This window comes from Variovorax sp. Varisp46, from assembly GCF_059491885.1.
Window position 1 is genome coordinate 3,011,310 of sequence record NZ_CP168515.1, and the last position, 20,634, is coordinate 3,031,943.

Here is a 20,634-nt window from a genome sequence, read left to right on the forward strand (position 1 = left end):
AGCGCCCATGAAGTCCACCATCGAAGAACTGGTCGCGTTCCGCACGGTGGTGGACACGGGCTCGATCACGGCCGCGTCCGAACAGTTGGCGCAAACGGTCTCGGGCATCAGCCGCGCCTTGAGCCGGCTCGAACAGAAGCTCGACACCACGCTGCTGCGCCGCACGACGCGGCGGCTCGAACTCACGGAGGAAGGCGCGGCCTTCCTGCAGCGCACGCGCGCCATCCTCGACGCGATCGACGACGCCGAAGAGCAGATGGCCGCGCGCCGCCAGCAGCCGGCCGGGCGCCTGCGCGTGAACGCGGCCTCGCCCTTCATGCTGCACGCCATCGTGCCGCTGGTGCCGGAGTTTCGAAAGCTCTACCCGCAGATCAGCCTCGAGCTCGACACAGACGACCTGCCCATCGACCTGCTGGAGCGCCGCACCGACATCGCGATCCGGATCGGCCCGCTGCGCGACTCCACGCTGCATGCGCGCCCGCTCGGCACGCACCGCCTGCGCGTGCTCGCGAGCCCTGCGTACCTCGAGGCACACGGCAAGCCGCGCAAGGTAAGCGACCTCGCCGAACACGTGCTGCTGGGCTTCACCCAACCCGAGTCGCTGAACCGCTGGCCCCTGCGCGGCGTGCATGGCGACGAATGGAACATCGCGCCGACGCTGATGGCATCGAGCGGCGAAACGCTGCGCCAGCTGGCGCTGGCCGGCGTGGGCGTCGTCTGCCTGTCGGACTTCATGACCGGTGCCGACCGCACAAGCGGCGCGCTGGTGCAGGTGCTGGCAAAGGACACGGCGGACGTGCGCCAGCCGGTCAACGCGGTGTACTACCGCAACACGCAGCTGTCGGCACGCATCACGTCGTTCCTGGATTTCCTGTCGCAGCGCATGGCCTGAGTGCGCGGGCCGCGGCGCTGCTTACTGCGCCTGCTTCGCGACGAAGCGCTCCACGGACGCCGACTTGATCTCGTAGCCGCTCACGCCCATGTCCGCCGACGCATAGCGCGCCGCCTTCAGCGTGCCGCTGACGTACACCGTGTCCATCGCATGCAGGCCCTTCACGGCGGCAGGCGCGATCACGTGCACGATCTGGTTGGCGGGCGGCGGCGGCGTGTGGATGCAGGCGCCGAAATACGGCACCAGCAGGAATTCGCGAATGCCGTCCTGCGCGGCGTCGAGCGGCACGACGAAGCCCGCGAGCTTGGCCGCCTTGCCGTCGAGCGCCACGTTGACCGGGGCGTTGTCCCAGACTGCACGCATCTCGTCGAGCATCTGGATCGCGCGCGGATCGTTGTCGCGCAGCGCTTCGAGGCTGATGTTGCGGTAGCGCCTGGTCGGGTCCCAGCTCTTGGGAATCAACTCTTCCCACTTGAGTTCAGGGGCCGCGGCCGTGCTCGTGCCCTGCATCGCCGCTGTCCCCGGACCGCAGCCGGTCAGGAGTGCCGCGGCCGGCGTCAGCAGGAGCACAGCCAACACGGCGCGCGAAAAGAACCTTCTCATGACCGCGATTCTGCTTGGGAGATGTTTCAGCCCCGTAAAGCGGGGCCTTTTGCGCTCAATTCGCCTCAGATCAGACGAATTCGGCCGAATGCGCGCTCAGTCGCGTACCGGCCCGCGCAGGCTCTTGATCTGCGAACGCTGGCTCTTGCCCTCGAGGCGGCGCTGCTTCGAACCATAGGTCGGCTTGGTGGCGCGCCGCACGCGCGGCGGCATGGCCACGCTGTCGACCACCGCCTGCAGGCGCGTGAGCGCATCGGCGCGGTTCATCTCCCGCGTGCGGTGCTGCTGCGCCTTGAGCACGAACACGCCTTCCTGCGTGATGCGGCTGTCGCGCAGCGCGAGCAGACGCTCCTTCACGTCGGCCGGCAGCGAGCTCGCATGGATGTCGTAGCGCAGGTGCACCGCGCTCGACACCTTGTTGACGTTCTGCCCGCCCGCGCCCTGCGCCCGGATGGCGCTGATCTCGACTTCGTCGGGGTCGATCAGGAGGGGTGGGTGGAACATGCGCGCGAGTGTGCCTTCAAACGCGTTCGAAGACGGCCGCGATGCCCTGGCCGCCGCCGATGCACATCGTGACCAGTGCATAGCGGCCGCCGGTGCGGTGCAGCTCGGCAATCGCCTTCGTCGTGATGATCGCGCCGGTCGCGCCCACCGGGTGGCCCAGCGAAATGCCCGAGCCGTTCGGGTTCACCTTGGCCGCGTCGAAGCCCAGCTCCTTGATGACGGCGCAGGCCTGCGCCGCAAAAGCTTCGTTCGACTCGATCACGTCGAAGTCGCCCACCTTCAGGCCCGTGCGCTCCAGCACCTTGCGCGTGGCCGGCACGGGGCCGATGCCCATGTACGCGGGCTCGACGCCCGCATGCGCATAGCCCACCAGCCGCGCCAGCGGCTTCAGGCCCAGCGCCTTCACGCGACCGCCTTCGGCCAGCACCACGGCAGCGGCGCCGTCGTTGATGCCCGAGGCATTGCCAGCGGTCACGAGGCCGTCCTTCTTGAACGCGGGCTTCATCTTCGACAGCGCCTCGACGGTGGTGTCGGCGCGCACGTGCTCGTCGGTGTCGAACAGCACGACGCCCTTGCGCGTCTTCACCTCGACCGGAACGATCTGCTCCTTGAAGCGGCCCGCCGCGATGGCGGCTGCCGCACGCTGCTGGCTGGTCACGGCCAGTTCGTCCATCTGCTCGCGCGTGATGCCGTAGCGCGCGGCCACGTTCTCGGCGGTGATGCCCATGTGGATCTTCTCCCACGGGTCGTGCAGGATGCCCAGCATGTAGTCGACCAGCACCGCGTCGCCCATGCGGGCGCCATAGCGGGCCGAGGTGTCGAAATACGGCCCCCGACTCATCGACTCCGAGCCGCCGCCGATGGCGATGTCGCAGTCGCCCAGCGCGATGGCCTGGGCCGCCGACACGATGGCCTGCAGGCCCGAGCCGCAGAGGCGATTCACGTTGAAGGCCGGCGTCTCGATGGGGCAGCCCGCGTCGATGGCGGCCACGCGGCTCAGGTACGCGTCCTTCACGTCGGTGGGAATCACGTTGCCCATGACCACGTGGCCGATGGCGTCAGCCGCGACACCGCTGCGCTCGATGGCGGCCTTGACGGCGGTGGTGGCCAGCTGGGTGTTGGGCACGTCCTTCAACGAGCCGCCGAAGGTGCCGATGGCGGTGCGGGCGGTGCCGACCACGAAGATGTCGCGTTGGGTCATGGAATGTCTCTCCTGGATGAAAGCGAAAGCCGCGCTCAGCGGCGGCTGCAGGAGGACGATTCTGACGGCGAACGGCGCGACGGGTGGTCACGCCGGGAACACCGGGGCCTCAGCCGCGCGAAACCCGCTTCGGCGCCACGTCGGTCACATCGCCGACGCTGCCGCGGATGCGCACCGGGCGTTCCACCGACTCGCCACGCGCCCGCGCATTGGCCACGTCGGCGGCCGTCGGCTCGGCCGGCGGTGCCGCATGGCGAAATTTATCGAAGCCCGAGCGCGGGTTGAAACGCATGACCCAGGGCGTCACGGGCTTGCCCGTGAGACGCCCCCAGGCGTAGCGCACACCCCACACGGCCGCCAGCAGCATGACCGCCACGGCCAGGCTGGCCGCGAAGACCAGTCCCAGAAGCAGAAGAATGACGCGAAAAATGAAATTCATCATCCGACTTTAGGCCGAAGCGGCCGCCGTTGGTTCCCCCGCCTTGCCGAAGGAGAACTGTCCGGGCGACCGGATCGGATCGGTCGTGACCTCGATCGTGTCCTTCGGCCCGAAGCTGCCGTCCAGCAGCAGCTTCGACAGCGGGTTCTCGATGCGCTGCTGGATCGCGCGCTTCAGGGGCCGCGCACCGAACACCGGGTCGAAGCCGACCTTGGCGATCTCCGCCAGCGCCGCTGGCGACACTTCCAGCCCCAGGTCCATCTTCGCGAGCCGCGCCTGCAACACCTTGAGCTGGATCGCTGCGATCGATTCGATGTTCTTCGCGTCGAGCGCATGGAACACCACGGTCTCGTCGATGCGGTTCAGGAACTCGGGGCGGAAGTAGTTCTTCAGCTCGTCCCACACCGCTTCCTTGATCTCTTCGGAGGGCTTGCCCACCATGGCCTGGATGATGGGCGAGCCGATGTTGCTCGTCATCACGATCACCGTGTTCTTGAAGTCCACGGTACGGCCCTGGCCGTCGGTCAGGCGCCCATCGTCGAGCACCTGCAGCAGCACGTTGAACACGTCGGGGTGGGCCTTCTCGACTTCGTCGAGCAGCACCACGCTGTAGGGCTTGCGGCGCACGGCTTCCGTGAGGTAGCCGCCCTCCTCGTAGCCCACGTAGCCCGGCGGCGCGCCGATCAGGCGGGCGACCGAGTGCTTCTCCATGAACTCGCTCATGTCGATGCGGATCAGGTGGTCCTCGCTGTCGAACAGGAAGCCCGCCAGCGCCTTGCACAGCTCGGTCTTGCCCACGCCCGTGGGGCCGAGGAACAGGAACGAACCCGTGGGACGGTTCGGGTCCGACAGGCCCGAGCGCGAGCGGCGGATCGCGTTGGCGACCGCGCCGATGGCTTCGTCCTGGCCGACCACGCGCTCGTGCAGCTTGTCTTCCATCACGAGCAGCTTGTCGCGCTCGCCCTGCATCAGCTTGGCGACCGGAATGCCGGTGGCGCGTGCCACGACCTCGGCGATTTCTTCGGAGCCGACCTGGGTGCGCAGCAGCGTGGGCGCGCTCGACTTGCCTTTGGTGGCCTCATTGGCTTCGGCTTCCTTCAGGCGCTTTTCGAGCGCGGGCAGCTGGCCGTATTGCAACTCGGCGACCTTGTTGAAGTCGCCCTTGCGCTTCCATTCCTCGATCTGGAACTTGATCTTGTCCACGTCCTCGCGCACCTGCGCGCTGCCTTGGGCCTGGGCCTTCTCGGCCTGCCAGATCTCGTCGTAGTCGGCGATTTCCTTCTGCAGCTTCTCGATCTCGCCCTCGATCAGGCCGAGGCGCTTCTGCGAGGCCTCGTCCTTCTCGCGACGCACGGCTTCGCGCTCGATCTGCAGCTGGATCAGCCGGCGGTCGAGGCGGTCCATGACCTCGGGCTTGGAGTCCATCTCGATCTTGATCTTGGCCGCAGCCTCGTCGATCAGGTCGATGGCCTTGTCGGGCAGGAAGCGGTCGGTGATGTAGCGGTCGGACAGCTCGGCCGCGGCCACGATGGCCGGGTCGGTGATCTGAACGCCGTGGTGCACTTCGTACTTCTCCTGCAGGCCGCGCAGGATGGCGATGGTGGCCTCCACGCTGGGCTCGCCCACGATGATCTTCTGGAAGCGGCGCTCCAGCGCGGCGTCCTTCTCGATGTACTTGCGGTATTCGTCGAGCGTGGTGGCACCCACGCAGTGCAGCTCGCCGCGCGCGAGCGCCGGCTTGAGCATGTTGCCAGCGTCCATGGCACCTTCGGCCTTGCCGGCGCCGACCATGGTGTGCAGCTCGTCGATGAAGACGATGGTCTGGCCTTCGTCCTTCGCGAGCTCGTTGAGCACGGTCTTCAGGCGTTCCTCGAACTCGCCGCGGAACTTGGCACCGGCCAGCAGCGCGGCCATGTCGAGCGACAGCACGCGCTTGCCCTTGAGCGACTCGGGCACTTCGCCCGCGACGATGCGCTGCGCGAGGCCTTCGACGATGGCGGTCTTGCCCACGCCGGGTTCGCCGATGAGCACGGGGTTGTTCTTGGTGCGGCGCTGCAGCACCTGGATGGCGCGGCGGATTTCCTCGTCGCGGCCGATGACCGGATCGAGCTTGCCCAGGCGGGCGCGCTCGGTGAGGTCGAGGCAGTATTTCTTGAGGGCTTCGCGCTGGCCTTCGGCATCGGCGCTGTTCACGCCCTGCCCGCCGCGCACGGCGTCGATGGCCGATTCGAGCGACTTGCGGCTCAGGCCGTTCTCCTTGGCGATCTTGCCGATGTCGGCCTTGCTGTCGGCCACGGCGAGCAGAAAGAGTTCGCCCGCGATGAACTGGTCATTGCGCTTGATGGCTTCCTTCTCGGTGGCCTGCAGCAGCTTGCCGAGCTCGGGGCCGACCTGCACGATGTCGTGGCCCTGCACCTGCGGCAGCTTCTTGATGGCGGCCTCGGCCGCCTGCGTCAGGCCCGGTACGTTGACGCCGGCACGCTCCAGCAGGGCGCGTGGGCCGTCGTCCTGGCGCAGCATCGCCAGCAGCAGGTGGGCCGGTTCGATGTAGGCGTTGTCGTTGCCCAGCGCGAGCGACTGTGCGTCGCCCAGCGCTTCCTGAAATTTGGTGGTGAGTTTGTCTTGTCGCATGGTGGTATTCCTGCATCCAAAATAGGGCTGTTCGGGCACGATTCAAGGCTGCCGGCTACGCCGGTGCCGTGGGCACGGCTATTGCACAAGATCCGTTTCCCCTGCCCGTAGGCATTTCTCTCTCTCGAATGGAGTCGATCATGGTTTTTTCAATGCAGCGCGTTCAACCGGTGCGCCGGGCGATCAGCGTGGGCCTCTTTCTAGCCGCGATGGGCCTGTCCGGCCTTGCGCAAGCGCAAAGCGGCACCCCCATCCGCCTGCTCGTGGGCTTCCCCGCCGGCGCCGGAACCGACGCCATTGCACGCACGCTGGGCGAAAAACTCAAGGACGTGCTGGGCGTGCCAGTGGTGGTCGAGAACCGCGCCGGCGCGGGCGGGCAGATCGCGGCGACGGTGCTGAAGTCCTCCCCGGCCGACGGCCACACGCTGTTCCTGTCGCATGACCACACGATATCGATCCTGCCGCAGGTGGTGAAGAACCCGGGCTTCAACCCCGCCACCGACTTCGTGCCCGTGGCCGGCTTCGCCACCTTCGCCAACGTGTTGGCGGTGTCTGGCGGCACGCCTGCCAGGAGCATCGACGAGTACGTGAAGTGGGTCCGCACGCAAAAGGGCGGCAAGGAAACCATCGGCATCCCGGCCCCGGCCTCGATCCCCGAGTTCCTGGTAAAGATGATTTCGGAGAAGTACAAGATCGACGTGCAGCCCGCGCCTTACCGCGGCAGCGCGCCGATGACAGCCGACATGCTGGGCAACCAGATCACCGCGGGCATCGCCTCGGTGCCGGACTTCATCGAGAACCACAAGGCGGGCAAGCTGCGCATCGTGGCCTCCATCGGCGCCAAGCGCCAGGCGGTGATCCCGAACGTGCCGACCTTCACCGAGCTGGGCTTCTCGAACCTGGAAGACCTGCCCTACTACGGCATCTTCGCGCCGGTCGGCACGCCGCAGCCGATCATCGACAAGTACGGCGACGCGCTGCAGAAGGTGCTGGCGATGCCCGACGTGAAGCAGAAGCTGACGACAATGGGGCTGACGGTCGGCTACGAGCCGCAGGGCCAGTTCGCGGGCCGCGTGCGCACGTATACGCAGACGTGGGAGCGGATCATTCAAGCGAGCGGCTTCAAACCCCTCTGACCTCTTGCTCCCTCTCCCCCTCGGGGAGAGGCAACAAGTCAGGCGTTCGGGGCGCTGATTCCCCAGCGCGCCAGCGCCGCGTCGTCGGCCACGCGCGCATCCACCCAGCGGGCGCCTTCGGGCGTCTGCTCTTTCTTCCAGAAAGGCGCCTGGGTCTTGAGGTAGTCCATCAGGAATTCGCAAGCCTCGAAGCTCTGGCCGCGGTGCGCCGACACCACCGCCACCATCATGATCTGGTCCAGCGGCTGCAGCAGGCCCACACGGTGGATCACGCGCGCGCCCAGGATGTCGAAGCGCTTGTGCGCCTCGTCGATCATGGCTTCGATGGCCTTCTCGGTCATGCCGGGGTAGTGCTCCAGCTCCATAGAGGCGACCGTGCTGCCGTCGTTGCGGTCGCGCACGGTCCCCACGAAACTGCAGACGGCGCCCACGCGCTTGTCGCCGGCACGCAACGCGGCGACCTCCTGGCCCAGGTCGAAATCGGCTGTCTGGATCGAAACACGCGCAACGCTCATGTCCGGATTGTGGCATCGCGATAGACTGCGGCAATGCCTTGCCTCGCCACGCTTTTCACAGTGCTTTCGCACGCCGAGAGCCGTCGCGCGTGCCAGGGCAGCAATAAAGCCAAAAAACCAAAGCTCGTCTGACCGGAGCCGAGGTTCCGTCGTCGGATGAGCGACGGAACCTGCAAAAGGCTTTGGCCCCTTTCGGGTTGTGCGCGCATCGGACGATGGTTCGTTCCATCGGTCGATTCCTGAAAGGAAGCCCGCGTGCCTCAACAACAACCAAGCTCCACCACCCCTGATTTCTCCGGCCTCTGGGTGGCCCTCGTTACCCCGTTCCGCGACGGCGCGGTGGACCATGCCGCCCTCGCCGCGCTGACGCGGCGGCTCGCCGGCGATGGCGTGACCGGCTTCGTGCCCTGCGGCTCGACCGGCGAGGCCGCCGCGCTCGATGAAGCCGAGCAACTGGCCGTGCTCGATACCGTGCTGGCCGCGGCCGGCGGACTGCCGGTGGTCATGGGCATTTCCGGCTATCACCTGGGCAAGGCCACGGCCTGGGCGCACAAGCTCTCCGAACGCCCGCTGGCGGGCCTGCTGGTGGCTGCGCCGCACTACGTACGGCCGTCGCAGGCCGGCCTGCTCGAATGGTTCCGCACCATCGCCGATGCCAGCACGGTGCCGGTGCTGGTCTACGACATTCCCTATCGCACCGGCGTCACCATCGCCCGCGACACGCTGCTGGCGCTGGCCGAACATCCGCGTATCCGCGGCATCAAGGACTGCGGCGGCGACATGGCCAAGACGCGCGCCGTGATCGCCGACGGTCGGCTGCAGGTGCTGTCGGGCGAGGATCACCAGATCTTCGGCACCATGGCCGAAGGCGGCGCGGGCGCCATCGCGGCCAGCGGCAATGTGCAGACGCGCCGCTTCGTGCGGCTGGTGCGCCTGCTGGCGGACAACCGGTTGGCCGAGGCGCGCGCCGAATGGCAGGCGCTGCAGCCGCTGGTGGAGATGCTTTTTGCCGAACCGAATCCCGGCCCGCTGAAGGCGCTGCTGGCGCACGCGGGCGAAATGCAGGACGAATTGCGCTCGCCGATGACCCGTGCGTCCGACGGCCTGCGCGAGCGCCTCGCGGCCCTGGACGGGCGCCTCAACCGCCCGTGACGGGTGGAAAGAATGCGACTTCGCAGCCTTCGCTCAGGGTGGCGGCTTCGTCGCTCATCATCTGGTCGAGCGCCATGCGCACCGCCTTGCCGCGTGCAAGCGCGGTGGCGTAGGCGCCACCGCGGGCGATGAGCTCGTCGCGCAGGGCCGAAAGCGTCCCGGCCTTCGTGTCGACGGTTTCGCCGCTGCTGGAAAGGGCTTCGCGCACCGAGGCGAAGTAACGGATCTGGATCTTCATACGATTCAGGCGAGCAGCGATGCGAAGGGAATGAAGTCGACGGTGTCGCCTGCCTTGATCGTCTGGCCGGCAGGGTTGTCGACCAAGCCGTCACCCCAGACCATCGAGGTCAGCACACCCGAGCTCTGGTTGCCGAACAGGTCGAGGCCACCGTCCGCGTTGCGCCGCGTGCGCAGGAACTCCCGGCGCTTGTCGGCGCGCAACCAGTCGAAATCGGCGCGCATCTTCACCGCTTCCGGCGCGACGCGCGCGGCGCCCTGCAGCGCCAGCAGGAAGGGCCGCACGAGCATCAGGAAGGTCAGGAAGCTCGACACCGGATTGCCGGGCAACCCCGTCACATGGCAGGCGCCCTGCCCGTTGCTGCGCGCGATCGAGCCGTAGGCGAAAGGCTTGCCGGGCTTCATCGACAGCGACCAGAGCTGCAGCTCGCCCAGCGATTGCAGCGCCGCGCGGATGTGGTCTTCCTCGCCGACGGAGACGCCGCCGGTGGTGATGATCAGGTCGCTCGTCTCCGCCGCATCGCGCAGTGCGGCGATGGTGGCTTCGCGGTCGTCGGGCACGATGCCCAGGTCGTTCACTTCGCAGCCCAGGCGGCGCAGGAGGGCCCGCATGAAGAAGCGGTTGGAGTTGTAGATGGCGCCAGGCTTCATCGCGTCGGGTGCGACCTCGCCGGGCATCACCAGTTCGTCGCCAGTGGAGAGCATGGCCACACGCGGCTTGCGGGCCACCTGCAGGCGGTCGAAGCCCACGCTGGCCGCAAGGCCGAGCGCGGCGGGGGTGAGGCGCTCGCCCTTCCTCAGCACGACATCGCCCGAGGCCACGTCTTCGCCCGCGCGACGGATCCATTGGCCGGCAGCGGGAACGACGGCGATACGCACCGAGCCCAGGCTGCCTTCCTGCGGCATTGCCGTGGTGTCTTCCTGCATCACGACGGTGTCGGCGCCTTCGGGGATCTGCGCACCCGTGAAGATGCGCGCGGCGCTGCCGGCCGCGAGTGGCGTGCCGACGGTGCCTGCGGGGATGCGCTGCGTCACCTTCAGTTCGGCGCCCGGTGCGGCACAGTCGGCCGCGCGCACGGCATAGCCGTCCATCGCACTGTTATCGCGCGGCGGCACGGTGAGGCCGGAGACGAGGTCCTGCGCCAGCACACGGCCGTCGGCGTCAAAGGTACCGACGCTCTCGGCGGGCAGCTTCGGCAATGCCTTCGCGAGCAGCACCGCAATCGCCTCGTCGAGCGGCATCAGCGGCGGGCGCGAGGATGAAGCGGCGAAAGGAATGGGTGAGTCAGCCATGGTGATCGGGGTTGTATTCGAAGCGATCGCCGCTGTCGATCAACCACCTCGCAATGGCCTCGGCGTCGTTGAGGTCGAACAACGGCCGCTCGGTGGGCAATGGCAGGCTGGCTGGCGCATCGGTGGCCACGGCGATGACGAAAGGATCGTCGGTGTACAGCACAGGCCGCGACGGCTCGCCCGCTTCCGGCAGCCGCCAGACCTCGATCTTGAGCACGTCACTGTGCCGGAACCCCTCGACCAGCACCCAGTCGGCAGCCGGGTGCACCTCGGCCAGCAATTGGTGCACGCTGAGTTCGACGGGAGCCTCGAACTCGCGCATCACAGCCAGCCGCTTGTCGGAGGCGACCACCACCTCGAAGGCACCCGCCTCGCGGTGGCGGTAGGTGTCCTTGCCGGGATGGTCGATGTCGAACTTGTGGTGCGCGTGCTTGACGACCGACACGCGCTGGCCGAGCCGCTTGAGCGCCGGTATCAGGCGCTCAAGCAGCGTGGTCTTGCCCGCGCCCGAATAGCCGGCGAAACCGACGACTTTCATGTCCCGGCGCGACCGCAGTCAGTCACAGTTTTCGGCGATGTAGGCCTTGACGGCCTCGGCATCCGCAGGCAACTTGACGACGCGCTTGGGCAGCGCCTCGATGCCTTCGAACTTCTTCGGCCGCGCGGGCTCCGCCCCGAGCGCCTCGACCAGCGTGGCCGCAAACTTGATCGGCAGCGCCGTTTCGAGCACCACCATCGGCACGCCGGGCACGAGCTGTTCGCGCGCAGCCTTCAGGCCATCTGCCGTGTGCGGGTCGACCAGCGTGGCAAAGCGCTTGTCGGTGTCGCGAATGGTGGCCAGGCGGTCGGCGTGCGTGCTGCGGCCGCTCTTGAAGCCGAAGCGTTCGGCGGCCTGCTTGAACGCCGGATCGGCACTGAGGTCGAAGCTGCCCTGCAGGCCCAGGTCGTCCACGAACAGCTTGCGCAGCTTGGCCGCATCGCGCCCGACAAGGTCGAACACGAAGCGCTCGAAGTTGCTGGCCTTGCTGATGTCCATCGACGGGCTGGAGGTTTCGTGCGTGTCGACGGCCGCGCGCACGCGGTAGACGCCGGTGCGGAAGAACTCGTCGAGCACGTCGTTCTCGTTGGTGGCGACCACCAGGGTCTGGATCGGCAGGCCCATCATGCGGGCCACGTGGCCCGCGCAGACGTTGCCGAAGTTGCCCGAGGGCACGGTGAAGCTCACCGGCTTGTCGTTGCTCGCGGTGGCCTGGAAATAGCCCGCGAAGTAGTAGACGACCTGCGCCAGCAGCCGCGCCCAGTTGATCGAGTTGACCGTGCCGATGCGGTACTTGCGCTTGAAGCCCAGGTCGTTCGACACCGCCTTGACGATGTCCTGGCAATCGTCGAACACGCCGGTGATGGCGATGTTGTGGATGTTCTCGTCCTGCAGGCTGAACATCTGCGCCTGCTGGAACGGGCTCATGCGGCCGTCGGGCGAGGTCATGAAGACACGCACGCCCTTCTTGCCGCGCATGGCGTATTCGGCCGCGCTGCCGGTGTCGCCGCTGGTCGCGCCCAGGATGTTGAGCTCCGCGCCGCGGCGGGCCAGTTCGTACTCGAACAGGTTGCCGAGCAGTTGCATCGCCATGTCCTTGAAGGCCAGCGTGGGGCCGTTGGACAAGGCTTCGAGGTACACGCCGTCCTCGAGCTCGCGCAGCGGCACGATCTCGTCGGTGCCAAACACTTCGGCGGTGTAGGTCTTCGCGCAGATCGCTTTCAGGTCGGCGGCCGGAATGTCGTCGATGTAGAGCGAGAGGATCTCGAACGCCAGTTCGGCGTACGGCAGCGCGCGCCATTTGGCGAGCGTGGCAGTGTCGACCTGCGGATACGCCTCGGGCAGATAGAGGCCGCCATCGGGCGCAAGGCCTTCGAGGAGAATTTCGCAGAAGCGCTTGCGGTCCGGATGGCCGCGGGTGCTCAGGTAGTTCACTTCAACTCTTCCTTGCGGATGCGCACGATGGGTTCGAGCACGGTGGGCAGCGCCTGCAGCTCGGCCATCACGTCGTTGACGGTGCCTTCGCGCGCGTCGTGCGTGAGGATGATCAGGTCGGTCTGCGTGGAACCTTCGCCGCCCACCTCGTCGGCTTCGCGCTGCAGCACGGCATCGATGCTGATACCGGCGGTGGCCAGCAGGCCCGTGACCTTGGCTAGCACGCCGGCCTGGTCGGCCACGCGCAGGCGCAGGTAGTAGCTGGTGACGACTTCCGACATCGGCAGCACCTTCAGGTCGCTCATCGCGTCGGGATGGAAGGCCAGGTGCGGCACGCGGTGCGCGGCGTCAGCGGTGTGCAGGCGGGTGATGTCGACGAGGTCGGCGATCACGGCGCTGGCGGTCGGCTCGCTGCCTGCGCCTTTGCCGTAGTAGAGCGTGGTGCCCACGGCGTCGCCGTGCACCACCACCGCGTTCATCGCACCTTCGACGTTGGCCAGCAGGCGCTTCGAGGGCACCAGCGAGGGGTGCACGCGCAGTTCGATGCCCTTGGCAGTGCGCTTGGTCACGCCCAGCAGCTTGATGCGATAGCCCAACTGCTCGGCGTACCTGATGTCCTGCGCAGCGAGCTTGGTGATGCCCTCGATGTGGGCCTTGTCGAACTGCACCGGAATGCCGAAGGCGATGGCACTCATCAGCGTGACCTTGTGGCCGGCGTCGACGCCCTCGATGTCGAAGGTCGGGTCGGCTTCGGCGTAGCCCAGGCGTTGCGCTTCCTTCAGCACGGTCGCGAAGTCCAGGCCCTTGTCGCGCATCTCGGACAGGATGAAGTTGGTGGTTCCGTTGATGATGCCGGCCAGCCACTGGATGCTGTTGGCCGTGAGGCCTTCACGCAGCGCCTTGATGATCGGGATGCCGCCGGCCACCGCCGCCTCGAAGGCCACCATCACGCCCTTGGCGTGCGCGGCCGCGAAGATCTCGGTGCCGTGCACGGCGAGCAATGCCTTGTTGGCCGTGACCACGTGCTTGCCGGCCGCAATGGCCTCGAGCACCAGCTGCTTGGCGATGCCGTAGCCGCCGATCAGCTCGATGACGATGTCGATGTCGGGGTTGGCGATGACTTCGCGCGCATCGCTGACCACCTTGACGCTTTCGCCGGCCACTTCGCGGGCGCGGGCAGTGTCGAGGTCGGCCACCATGGTGATCTCGATGCCGCGGCCAGCGCGGCGCTTGATCTCTTCCTGGTTGCGCTGGAGCACCTTGAAGGTGCCGCTGCCGACCGTGCCTGCGCCGAGCAGGCCTACTTGGATGGGTTTCATTGGGAGAGTCGCGTTCATGGTTTCGATGGGGTGGCGGCAGCAGTGATGCAGGCAGGCTTCATGGCCGCGACTGGCGGCGCAGGCGGTACTGCTCCAGGAACCTCGCGATGCGGTTGATGGCCTCGCGCAGGTCGTCTTCATGGGGCAGGAACACGATGCGGAAGTGATCCGGCGTGGCCCAGTTGAAGCCGGTGCCCTGCACCAGCATCACGCGGGTTTCCTTCAGCAGCTCGAGGAAGAACTGGCGATCATCCTCGATCGGATAGACCTCGGGATCGAGCTTGGGGAACATGTAGAGCGCGGCGCTCGGCTTGACACAGCTCACGCCCGGAATGGCGGTGATGAGTTCGTAGGCCAGGTCGCGCTGGCGGCGCAGCCGGCCGCCCTCGCACACGAGGTCGTTGATGCTCTGGTAGCCGCCGAGCGCCGTCTGGATGGCCCACTGGCCGGGCACGTTGGCGCACAGGCGCATGTTCGAGAGCATGTTCAGGCCCTCGATGTAGTCCTGCGCGCTGCGCTTGTCGCCCGACACCACGAGCCAGCCGGCGCGGTAGCCGCACGAGCGGTAGCTCTTGGAGAGCGAATTGAAGGTGAGCGTGAGCACGTCGCTCGACAGGCTGGCGATGGCGGTGTGCTTCACGCCGTCGTACAGGACCTTGTCGTAGACCTCGTCGGCGAAGATCACGAGGCCGTGCTCGCGCGCGATGGCCACGATGCTCTTGAGCAGTTCGTCGGAATACAGCGCACCGGTCGGGTTGTTCGGGTTGATGACCACGATGCCCTTGGTGCGCGGCGTGATCTTGGCGCGGATGTCGTCGAGATTCGGCATCCAGCCGTTGGCCTCGTCGCACAGGTAGTGCACCGGCGTGCCGCCCGACAGGCTCGTGGAGGCGGTCCACAGCGGGTAGTCGGGGGCCGGCAGCAGCAGTTCGTCGCCGTCGTTGAGCAGCGCATTGGTGGACATGGCGATCAGCTCGCTGGCGCCGTTGCCGAGGTAGATGTCGTCGAGCGTGACGCCCGCGATGCCCTGCTTCTGCGTCTCGTGCATCACCGCCTTGCGTGCCGCGAAGACGCCCTTGCTGTCCGAATAGCCGGCCGAGGTGGGCAGGTTGCGGATCATGTCCTGCTGGATTTCCTCGGGAGCATCGAAACCGAACACGGCGAGGTTGCCGATGTTGAGCTTGATGATCTTCTGGCCGTCCTCTTCCATCTGCTTGGCGGCATCCATGATGGGACCGCGGATGTCATAGAGAACGTTGGCCAGCTTGGCCGATTTCTTGAGCTGCTTCAAAGGGCCCTCCCGGGCGCGGAAATTAACGGGTTGACGGGGTGCTTACTCGAAGGCAAAGGCCCTTGCGAGCCCCGTGGCACTAGGGAAAACCTATAATTTGACCACAGTTCCCAGTGCCCAGATGAAGCTCCAGCCCGACAAATCCGACGCCCAGTCCCTTACCGCGCACGGCCCCGGCTGGGTGGCGATCAACAACGAAAAAGTCGAAGGCAGCGTGGTAGTGGGCTCGCGCGGCGAGCGCTTCGAATGGAATTGCTCGAGCTTCGACCAGCTCGGCGCCGAACATTTCGAGCAACTGGCCTCCCTGGGCGCGGAATTGATCATTTTCGGCAGCGGAAACCGCATCCGCTTTCCCCAACCCGGCTGGCTGAAACCCCTGATGGCGCAACGCACCGGTGTCGAGACCATGGACACCGCTGCAGCCTGCCGAACCTACAACATCCTGGCTGGAGAAGGCCGGCACGTGATCGCCGCCCTGCTGGTCGAGAGCCCGCCGCGTGGCTGAGAGAGGTGTTTTCGGGGTAAAATACCGGGTTGCGAACAGGCCAGCTACCCCTAAGTTAGCAACGACCAATCCTCCATTCCTTGAGCAAGTCCCGTCCGAAACGGGGCGAGAGGGCTCAGGAACGGAATCTAACGGAGAAAACAAGTTTCATGGCGATCGTTGTCAACAAACCCATTCCTGAATTCGACGCCAACGCCACGGGCGGCCTCAAGGTCTCGAATACCTCGCATCTCGGCCATGTGCTGGTCATGTATTTTTACCCGAAAGATAACACTCCGGGTTGCACTACCGAAGCCATGCAGTTCCGCGACCGCTACAAGGACTTCGAAAAGGCCGGCGCCACGGTGTTCGGCGTATCCCGCGACAACATGAAGTCGCACGACGAGTTCAAGGCCAAGCTCGAGCTGCCCTTCGAACTCATCGCCGACACCGAAGAAAAAATGTGCCACATGTTCGGCGTGGTCAAGAACAAGATCATGTACGGCAAGAAGGTCAAGGGCATCGAACGCAGCACCTTCCTGATCGGCGCCGACGGCATCCTGAAGGCCGAATGGCGCGGGCTCAAGGTTCCCGGCCATGTCGACGACGTGCTCAAGGCCGTCAAGGCACTCAAGAAGGCCGCCTGACCGCCTCCCGGCGAGCCGGCCGTGCGCTTTTCCGCTCTTGCGTGGGAAATGCCCAACGCAGTGCGTAAAGTGCCTCCGGCGCGTCATCCGCGGTGTGCATAATGGGCTCATGCCGTTGAGCTCCACGACCGCATCCCCCGAACAAAGCCGCCTTGGTCTTCAGGCGGCTTTTTTGTTTTCTGGTTCCCACTTTCTGCGAGCGATCTGACACATGCCATTGCCTCCCGCCCCCACGAAACGCGCTGCATTGCTCTCGCCGGACGCGATCGACGCACCCGCCCGGTCCTCGCACAGGGGTTCGCGCCGTTCCGGCGATTCGCGCGCTGACGAGACCACGGCGCGCAGCCCGCAGCCGCTGGAACTGTTCGACAGCCTCGGCACCGACAGTGCCGGCGGCGGCGACACTGTGCGCCCGGCACGCCGGGCCAAGTCGAAACCGGCGACCGTACCCGTGAGCGCGCCCCAGCCGCAAGCCCTCATCCAGGTCGAGACGAAGGCACCGGTCGTCGCCGCCCCCTGCCCCCGCCCCGGCGCCACAGGCACAGGCACCGGCACGGCCCAAACGCAGCAAGTCCACCGGCCCCGCCAAGCTGTTCGTGCTCGACACGAACGTGCTGCTGCATGACCCGATGTGCCTGTTCCGCTTCGAGGAGCACGACATCTTCCTGCCGATGATCGTGCTGGAAGAGCTGGACGGCCACAAGAAAGGCACCACCGAAGTCGCGCGCAACGGCCGCCAGACCAGCCGCACGCTCGACGCGCTCGCTGGCGCCCAGGATGCCGACATCGACAAGGGCCTGAAGCTCGACACCACTGGCCACCGCGAAGCCGGCGGCCGGCTGTTCTTCCAGACCGCTCCGCTCGACTACTCGCTGCCGATCAGCCTGCCCCAAGGCAAGGCCGACAACCAGATCCTCGGTGTGGTGCACGCGCTGCGCGACGAGTACGCCAAGGACCGGCCGGGCAAGCCGAAGCAGGAAGTGGTGCTGGTGTCGAAGGACATCAACATGCGCGTCAAGGCGCGTGCGCTGGGCCTGGCCGCCGACGACTACCAGAACGACAAGACGCTGGAAGACGGCGACCTGCTGTACGCCGGCTCGCTGGCGCTGCCGCCCGACTTCTGGACCCGCCAGAGCAAGACGGTCGAAAGCTGGCAGAGCGGCAGCAACACCTTCTACAGGATCAGCGGTCCGCTGGTGCCCAACCTGTACATCAACCAGTTTGTCTTCTTCGAGGCACCGGGCGAGCCGAGCATGTACGCGCGCGTCACCGAGATCCGCGACAAGACCGCGGTACTCAAGACGCTGAAGGACTACAGCTCGGGCAAGAACGCGGTCTGGGGCGTGAACACGCGCAACCGCGAGCAGAACTTCGCGATGAACCTGCTGATGGACCCGGAGATCGACTTCGTCACGCTGACCGGCACCGCCGGCACCGGCAAGACCCTGATGGCGCTGGCCTCCGGCCTCACGCAGGTGCTCGACGACCGCCGCTACACCGAGATCATCATGACCCGTGCCACCGTGAGCGTGGGTGAAGACATCGGCTTCCTGCCCGGCACCGAAGAAGAAAAGATGGGCCCCTGGATGGGGGCGCTCGACGACAACCTCGAGTTCCTGGCCAAGGGCGACGGCGGCGGCGCCGGCGAGTGGGGCCGCGCGGCCACCAACGAGCTGATCCGCAGCCGCATCAAGGTCAAGAGCATGAACTTCATGCGCGGGCGCACCTTCCTCAACAAGTACGTGATCATCGACGAGGCGCAGAACCTCACGCCCAAGCAGATGAAAACGCTGATCACCCGTGCCGGCCCAGGCACCAAGATCATCTGCATGGGCAATCTCGCTCAGATCGACACGCCGTACCTCACGGAAGGCTCCTCGGGCCTCACCTTCGCAGTCGACAAGTTCAAGGGCTGGCCGCACGGCGGGCACATCACGCTGGCGCGCGGCGAACGCTCGCGGCTGGCGGATTTCGCGAGCGACGTGCTCTAAGCCGCGACTCCTGGCCGACAAGAGCCCGCGTGTGCCCCCAGGGGCATCGCGGGCATTTTTTCGCCTGCGATGACAGCCTACTGACAAGACGCTGTCAGGAGCCGGTCCGCACCATCGGGGCTCCTTCAACCACACGAAAGAACACCCATGTACAAGCAGAACGCCATCAGCTGGTTCGAGATCCCCGTCGTCGACATGGACCGTGCGCAAACCTTCTACGAAACCGTGCTGGCCCGCAAGCTGCGCCGCGAGAACTTCGGCGGCCAGACATTGGCCGTGTTCCCCTACGACGATCCCGCCACCGGCGGCGCCCTGCAGGCCGGCGCCAACGCAAGCGCGCGCGCCGGCACAGGCATCCGCATCTACCTCGACTGCATGCCCAGCATCGACGCCGTGCTCGCGCGGGTCGAGGCGGCCGGCGGCCAGATCGTGGCGCCCAAGTCCGCTTTGCCGCCTGGCATGGGCTTCATCGCCCACCTGCGCGACACCGAAGGCAACGAAGTCGGCCTGCACTCCCTGGAGTGATTCCGCCATGACGCAACGCAACTGGATCGCCGTGGCCAGCGCCGAGCATGCACGGCGCGGCCGCGACCACCGGCCGCTCGGCTTCATGCAGGTCGGCCATGGCAAGCATGCGCCGCTCAAGCGGGTTGCGGCGGGCGACCGCGTTGTCTACTACTCGCCGGCCACAGTGTTCGGCGGCACGGACAAGCTGCAGAGCTTCGTGTCGATCGGCGTCGTGCAGCCCGGCGAACCTTACGAGTTCGACATGGGCGACGGCTTCGTGCCGTGGCGCCGCGACGTGGCCTACACGGCCGGGCAGGAGGCGCCGATCGCGCCATTGATCGAGCGCCTGGCCTTCATCGAGAGCCCCAGGCAATGGGGCTACAAGTTTCGCTTTGGCATGTTCGACGTCACCGATGCCGACATGAAGCTGATCGCCCGGGCCATGAAGGCCGATCCGAAGACGCTGGCACTTTGAGAACAAGCCCCATGGAACCCATCCGCCAACACCTGGACGCCTTCCGCGTCGCGGGCCTCACCGCCCGCACTACCAACCATGAAGAGAACGATCCCGCAACGGCCCGCATCGGCGCACTGTGGGATCGGTTCTTCGGCGAACAGACATACGAGTCGACGCCGCACCGCACCGCTGACGTCCGCCTCTTCGGCGTCTATTCGGCCTACGAGTCGGACGCCCGCGACGCCTTCGACGTGACGACGGGCGTCGCCGTCTGGGGCGGCGAAGGCAGCCTTGCCATCGAGGCCGGCGACTACCTCGTGTTCACCGGCCAGGGCAAGATGCCGCAGATGATCATCGCCACCTGGCAGCGCATCTGGCAGTATTTCGAGGCTCACCCGGAAATCGCGCGCAGCTACCGCAGCGATTTCGAAGCCTACGAAGGGCCAGACAGGGTGGCGGTCCACATCGGAGTTTCATGAGCATCAGGAAAAACCGGCGCACCCGGCTGGCCGGCCGCCTTCATCTGCTGAACGTCGGGGCGGCCGTACAGCGCGGCAAGCGCTGCTTCGTCGAAGGCTTCGCGAAAAAGCTCACCGAAACCCGCTGATGCGCCGCGCCGACCGCCTCTTCCAACTCGTGCAGCTCATCCGCGGACGCCGGCTCACCACGGCTGCGTTCCTGGCGCAGCGCCTCGAGGTGTCGGAGCGCACGGTGTACCGCGACGTGGCCGACCTGCAGCACCAAGGCGTGCCCATAGAGGGCGAGGCCGGCGTGGGTTATCGGCTGGGCGCGGGCTTCGAACTGCCGCCGCTGATGTTCACGCAGGACGAAGCCTCGGCACTGATGGCCGCGGCGCGGCTCGCGCAGAGCTGGGTCGATCCGGCGCTGGCGCGCGACATCGAGAGCGGGCTGGGCAAGATCCTGTCGGTGCTGCCACCGGCGGCACGCGTCTCGGCCGAGGCGCTGGCACTCTATGCCCCTGCGATGGGCCTGGACGACACGCTGCGCACGCGGCTGCAGACGTTGCGCGAGGCGGTGCAGTCGCACAACAAGTTGCGATTGAGCTACCACGATGTGTCGGGCGATGCGAGCGAACGCACGGTTCGGCCGCTCGGCTGCTTCTATTGGGGCAAGGTCTGGACGCTCTCGACCTGGTGCGAGCTGCGCAACGACTTCCGCGGCTTTCGCCTGGACCGCATGGACACGATCGAAATGCTGCCCGAGCGCTTTCGCGACGAACCCGGCAAGACGCTGGCCGACCTGCTGCGCCAGGTGAAGGCCGAGACGGCGCACGGCAAGACGATAGAGCAGAAGCCGCCGGCCTCGCTGCCCCGGCCTGGCGGCAACGTTGGCTGACGCGCTG

The 20,634-nt window shown here is 66.6% G+C and carries 22 protein-coding genes and 1 pseudogene; 11 read left to right on the forward strand and 12 right to left on the reverse strand.

Annotated features, from left to right (window positions below):
- Window positions 1-7: 7 nt before the first annotated feature.
- Window positions 8-892, forward strand: coding sequence for a LysR substrate-binding domain-containing protein (locus tag ACEN9N_RS14220; RefSeq protein ID WP_007830839.1), 885 nt, complete (start codon window positions 8-10; stop codon window positions 890-892).
- Window positions 893-913: 21 nt separating this feature from the next.
- Here the strand turns inward: ACEN9N_RS14220 and ACEN9N_RS14225 are convergent, their stop codons facing one another.
- The 5 genes from ACEN9N_RS14225 to clpB form a co-directional block, all read right to left on the reverse strand.
- Complete coding sequence (locus tag ACEN9N_RS14225) at window positions 914-1,495, reverse strand: DUF3299 domain-containing protein (RefSeq protein ID WP_495656335.1); 582 nt, start codon at window positions 1,493-1,495, stop codon at window positions 914-916.
- A 96-nt stretch (window positions 1,496-1,591) separates the two neighbouring features.
- Window positions 1,592-1,999 (reverse strand): alternative ribosome rescue aminoacyl-tRNA hydrolase ArfB, encoded by a 408-nt coding sequence (gene arfB, locus ACEN9N_RS14230; protein ID WP_007830835.1) that lies wholly within the window; start codon window positions 1,997-1,999, stop codon window positions 1,592-1,594.
- A 16-nt stretch (window positions 2,000-2,015) separates the two neighbouring features.
- Window positions 2,016-3,200 carry an acetyl-CoA C-acyltransferase family protein gene (locus tag ACEN9N_RS14235; protein ID WP_495656336.1) on the reverse strand — a complete coding sequence of 395 codons (1,185 nt, stop codon included), beginning with the start codon at window positions 3,198-3,200 and terminating at the stop codon, window positions 2,016-2,018.
- Window positions 3,201-3,309: 109 nt separating this feature from the next.
- Window positions 3,310-3,642, reverse strand: a complete 333-nt coding sequence (locus ACEN9N_RS14240; protein WP_495656337.1) for a hypothetical protein — start codon at window positions 3,640-3,642, stop codon at window positions 3,310-3,312.
- A 6-nt stretch (window positions 3,643-3,648) separates the two neighbouring features.
- A complete protein-coding gene (gene clpB, locus ACEN9N_RS14245; RefSeq protein ID WP_413315097.1) occupies window positions 3,649-6,270 on the reverse strand; it encodes an ATP-dependent chaperone ClpB in 2,622 nt (873 codons plus the stop codon).
- Window positions 6,271-6,410: 140 nt separating this feature from the next.
- On the opposite strand from clpB, the gene ACEN9N_RS14250 reads away from it, so the two are divergent.
- The gene (locus ACEN9N_RS14250; RefSeq protein WP_413315098.1) at window positions 6,411-7,406 is read left to right on the forward strand and encodes a Bug family tripartite tricarboxylate transporter substrate binding protein; all 996 of its coding nucleotides are present in this window, start codon (window positions 6,411-6,413) and stop codon (window positions 7,404-7,406) included.
- 38 nt (window positions 7,407-7,444) lie between these two features.
- On the opposite strand, the gene ACEN9N_RS14255 is transcribed toward ACEN9N_RS14250, so the two are convergent.
- Entirely contained in the window at window positions 7,445-7,921 is a 477-nt protein-coding gene (locus ACEN9N_RS14255; protein WP_413315099.1) for a molybdenum cofactor biosynthesis protein MoaE, read from the reverse strand.
- A 255-nt stretch (window positions 7,922-8,176) separates the two neighbouring features.
- Between ACEN9N_RS14255 and dapA the strand changes: the two genes are divergently transcribed.
- Window positions 8,177-9,073, forward strand: a complete 897-nt coding sequence (gene dapA, locus ACEN9N_RS14260) for a 4-hydroxy-tetrahydrodipicolinate synthase (RefSeq protein ID WP_495656338.1) — start codon at window positions 8,177-8,179, stop codon at window positions 9,071-9,073.
- Here dapA and ACEN9N_RS14265 read toward each other — a convergent pair.
- The 6 genes from ACEN9N_RS14265 to ACEN9N_RS14290 are packed head-to-tail and all read right to left on the reverse strand — an operon-like array spanning window position 9,060 to window position 15,185.
- Window positions 9,060-9,311, reverse strand: coding sequence for a MoaD/ThiS family protein (locus ACEN9N_RS14265; RefSeq protein ID WP_495656339.1), 252 nt, complete (start codon window positions 9,309-9,311; stop codon window positions 9,060-9,062). The genes dapA and ACEN9N_RS14265 overlap by 14 nt on opposite strands.
- Before the next feature lie 5 nt (window positions 9,312-9,316).
- Window positions 9,317-10,603: a molybdopterin molybdotransferase MoeA gene (locus ACEN9N_RS14270; protein ID WP_495656340.1), complete on the reverse strand. Its 1,287-nt coding sequence runs from the start codon at window positions 10,601-10,603 to the stop codon at window positions 9,317-9,319.
- Window positions 10,596-11,141, reverse strand: a complete 546-nt coding sequence (gene mobB / locus ACEN9N_RS14275; protein WP_495656341.1) for a molybdopterin-guanine dinucleotide biosynthesis protein B — start codon at window positions 11,139-11,141, stop codon at window positions 10,596-10,598. The genes ACEN9N_RS14270 and mobB overlap by 8 nt, the downstream gene beginning before the upstream one ends.
- A gap of 18 nt (window positions 11,142-11,159) precedes the next feature.
- Complete coding sequence (gene thrC, locus ACEN9N_RS14280; RefSeq protein ID WP_413315104.1) at window positions 11,160-12,575, reverse strand: threonine synthase; 1,416 nt, start codon at window positions 12,573-12,575, stop codon at window positions 11,160-11,162.
- On the reverse strand, window positions 12,572-13,894 hold the full coding sequence (locus tag ACEN9N_RS14285; protein ID WP_007830808.1) for a homoserine dehydrogenase: 1,323 nt from the start codon (window positions 13,892-13,894) through the stop codon (window positions 12,572-12,574). Before ACEN9N_RS14285 ends, thrC begins: the two co-directional genes overlap by 4 nt.
- Before the next feature lie 58 nt (window positions 13,895-13,952).
- Window positions 13,953-15,185, reverse strand: coding sequence for a pyridoxal phosphate-dependent aminotransferase (locus tag ACEN9N_RS14290; RefSeq protein ID WP_007830805.1), 1,233 nt, complete (start codon window positions 15,183-15,185; stop codon window positions 13,953-13,955).
- 121 nt (window positions 15,186-15,306) lie between these two features.
- Between ACEN9N_RS14290 and ACEN9N_RS14295 the strand changes: the two genes are divergently transcribed.
- The 8 genes and pseudogenes from ACEN9N_RS14295 (at window position 15,307) to ACEN9N_RS14330 (ending at window position 20,627) form a co-directional block, all read left to right on the forward strand.
- On the forward strand, window positions 15,307-15,690 hold the full coding sequence (locus tag ACEN9N_RS14295) for an Mth938-like domain-containing protein (protein ID WP_056590750.1): 384 nt from the start codon (window positions 15,307-15,309) through the stop codon (window positions 15,688-15,690).
- A gap of 149 nt (window positions 15,691-15,839) precedes the next feature.
- Window positions 15,840-16,316, forward strand: coding sequence for a peroxiredoxin (locus tag ACEN9N_RS14300; protein WP_007830801.1), 477 nt, complete (start codon window positions 15,840-15,842; stop codon window positions 16,314-16,316).
- A 211-nt stretch (window positions 16,317-16,527) separates the two neighbouring features.
- Window positions 16,528-18,307 (forward strand): annotated as a pseudogene (locus tag ACEN9N_RS14305) (PhoH family protein).
- Between the two features lie 147 nt (window positions 18,308-18,454).
- The gene (locus ACEN9N_RS14310; protein ID WP_413314507.1) at window positions 18,455-18,832 is read left to right on the forward strand and encodes a VOC family protein; all 378 of its coding nucleotides are present in this window, start codon (window positions 18,455-18,457) and stop codon (window positions 18,830-18,832) included.
- A gap of 7 nt (window positions 18,833-18,839) precedes the next feature.
- Window positions 18,840-19,289, forward strand: coding sequence for an EVE domain-containing protein (locus tag ACEN9N_RS14315; protein WP_413314508.1), 450 nt, complete (start codon window positions 18,840-18,842; stop codon window positions 19,287-19,289).
- An 11-nt stretch (window positions 19,290-19,300) separates the two neighbouring features.
- Window positions 19,301-19,750, forward strand: a complete 450-nt coding sequence (locus tag ACEN9N_RS14320) for a GyrI-like domain-containing protein (RefSeq protein ID WP_495656342.1) — start codon at window positions 19,301-19,303, stop codon at window positions 19,748-19,750.
- A complete protein-coding gene (locus tag ACEN9N_RS14325; RefSeq protein ID WP_413314511.1) occupies window positions 19,747-19,878 on the forward strand; it encodes a hypothetical protein in 132 nt (43 codons plus the stop codon). Before ACEN9N_RS14320 ends, ACEN9N_RS14325 begins: the two co-directional genes overlap by 4 nt.
- Complete coding sequence (locus tag ACEN9N_RS14330) at window positions 19,878-20,627, forward strand: helix-turn-helix transcriptional regulator (RefSeq protein WP_413314512.1); 750 nt, start codon at window positions 19,878-19,880, stop codon at window positions 20,625-20,627. Before ACEN9N_RS14325 ends, ACEN9N_RS14330 begins: the two co-directional genes overlap by 1 nt.
- Window positions 20,628-20,634: the final 7 nt, after the last annotated feature.

Bases quoted from the DNA above. Each gene is read 5' to 3' on its own strand.
- ACEN9N_RS14325 (WP_413314511.1), top strand. From the start codon at position 19,747: ATGAGCATCAGGAAAAACCGGCGCACCCGGCTGGCCGGCCGCCTTCAT.
- ACEN9N_RS14315 (WP_413314508.1), top strand. From the start codon at position 18,840: ATGACGCAACGCAACTGGATCGCCGTGGCCAGCGCCGAGCATGCACGG.
- ACEN9N_RS14285 (WP_007830808.1), bottom strand. From the start codon at position 13,894: ATGAAACCCATCCAAGTAGGCCTGCTCGGCGCAGGCACGGTCGGCAGC.
- ACEN9N_RS14320 (WP_495656342.1), top strand. From the start codon at position 19,301: ATGGAACCCATCCGCCAACACCTGGACGCCTTCCGCGTCGCGGGCCTC.
- ACEN9N_RS14300 (WP_007830801.1), top strand. From the start codon at position 15,840: ATGGCGATCGTTGTCAACAAACCCATTCCTGAATTCGACGCCAACGCC.
- ACEN9N_RS14235 (WP_495656336.1), bottom strand. From the start codon at position 3,200: ATGACCCAACGCGACATCTTCGTGGTCGGCACCGCCCGCACCGCCATC.
- ACEN9N_RS14295 (WP_056590750.1), top strand. From the start codon at position 15,307: ATGAAGCTCCAGCCCGACAAATCCGACGCCCAGTCCCTTACCGCGCAC.
- ACEN9N_RS14250 (WP_413315098.1), top strand. From the start codon at position 6,411: ATGGTTTTTTCAATGCAGCGCGTTCAACCGGTGCGCCGGGCGATCAGC.
- ACEN9N_RS14220 (WP_007830839.1), top strand. From the start codon at position 8: ATGAAGTCCACCATCGAAGAACTGGTCGCGTTCCGCACGGTGGTGGAC.
- ACEN9N_RS14265 (WP_495656339.1), bottom strand. From the start codon at position 9,311: ATGAAGATCCAGATCCGTTACTTCGCCTCGGTGCGCGAAGCCCTTTCC.
- clpB (WP_413315097.1), bottom strand. From the start codon at position 6,270: ATGCGACAAGACAAACTCACCACCAAATTTCAGGAAGCGCTGGGCGAC.
- ACEN9N_RS14270 (WP_495656340.1), bottom strand. From the start codon at position 10,603: ATGGCTGACTCACCCATTCCTTTCGCCGCTTCATCCTCGCGCCCGCCG.
- ACEN9N_RS14240 (WP_495656337.1), bottom strand. From the start codon at position 3,642: ATGATGAATTTCATTTTTCGCGTCATTCTTCTGCTTCTGGGACTGGTC.
- ACEN9N_RS14255 (WP_413315099.1), bottom strand. From the start codon at position 7,921: ATGAGCGTTGCGCGTGTTTCGATCCAGACAGCCGATTTCGACCTGGGC.
- ACEN9N_RS14225 (WP_495656335.1), bottom strand. From the start codon at position 1,495: ATGAGAAGGTTCTTTTCGCGCGCCGTGTTGGCTGTGCTCCTGCTGACG.
- ACEN9N_RS14310 (WP_413314507.1), top strand. From the start codon at position 18,455: ATGTACAAGCAGAACGCCATCAGCTGGTTCGAGATCCCCGTCGTCGAC.
- arfB (WP_007830835.1), bottom strand. From the start codon at position 1,999: ATGTTCCACCCACCCCTCCTGATCGACCCCGACGAAGTCGAGATCAGC.
- ACEN9N_RS14330 (WP_413314512.1), top strand. From the start codon at position 19,878: ATGCGCCGCGCCGACCGCCTCTTCCAACTCGTGCAGCTCATCCGCGGA.
- mobB (WP_495656341.1), bottom strand. From the start codon at position 11,141: ATGAAAGTCGTCGGTTTCGCCGGCTATTCGGGCGCGGGCAAGACCACG.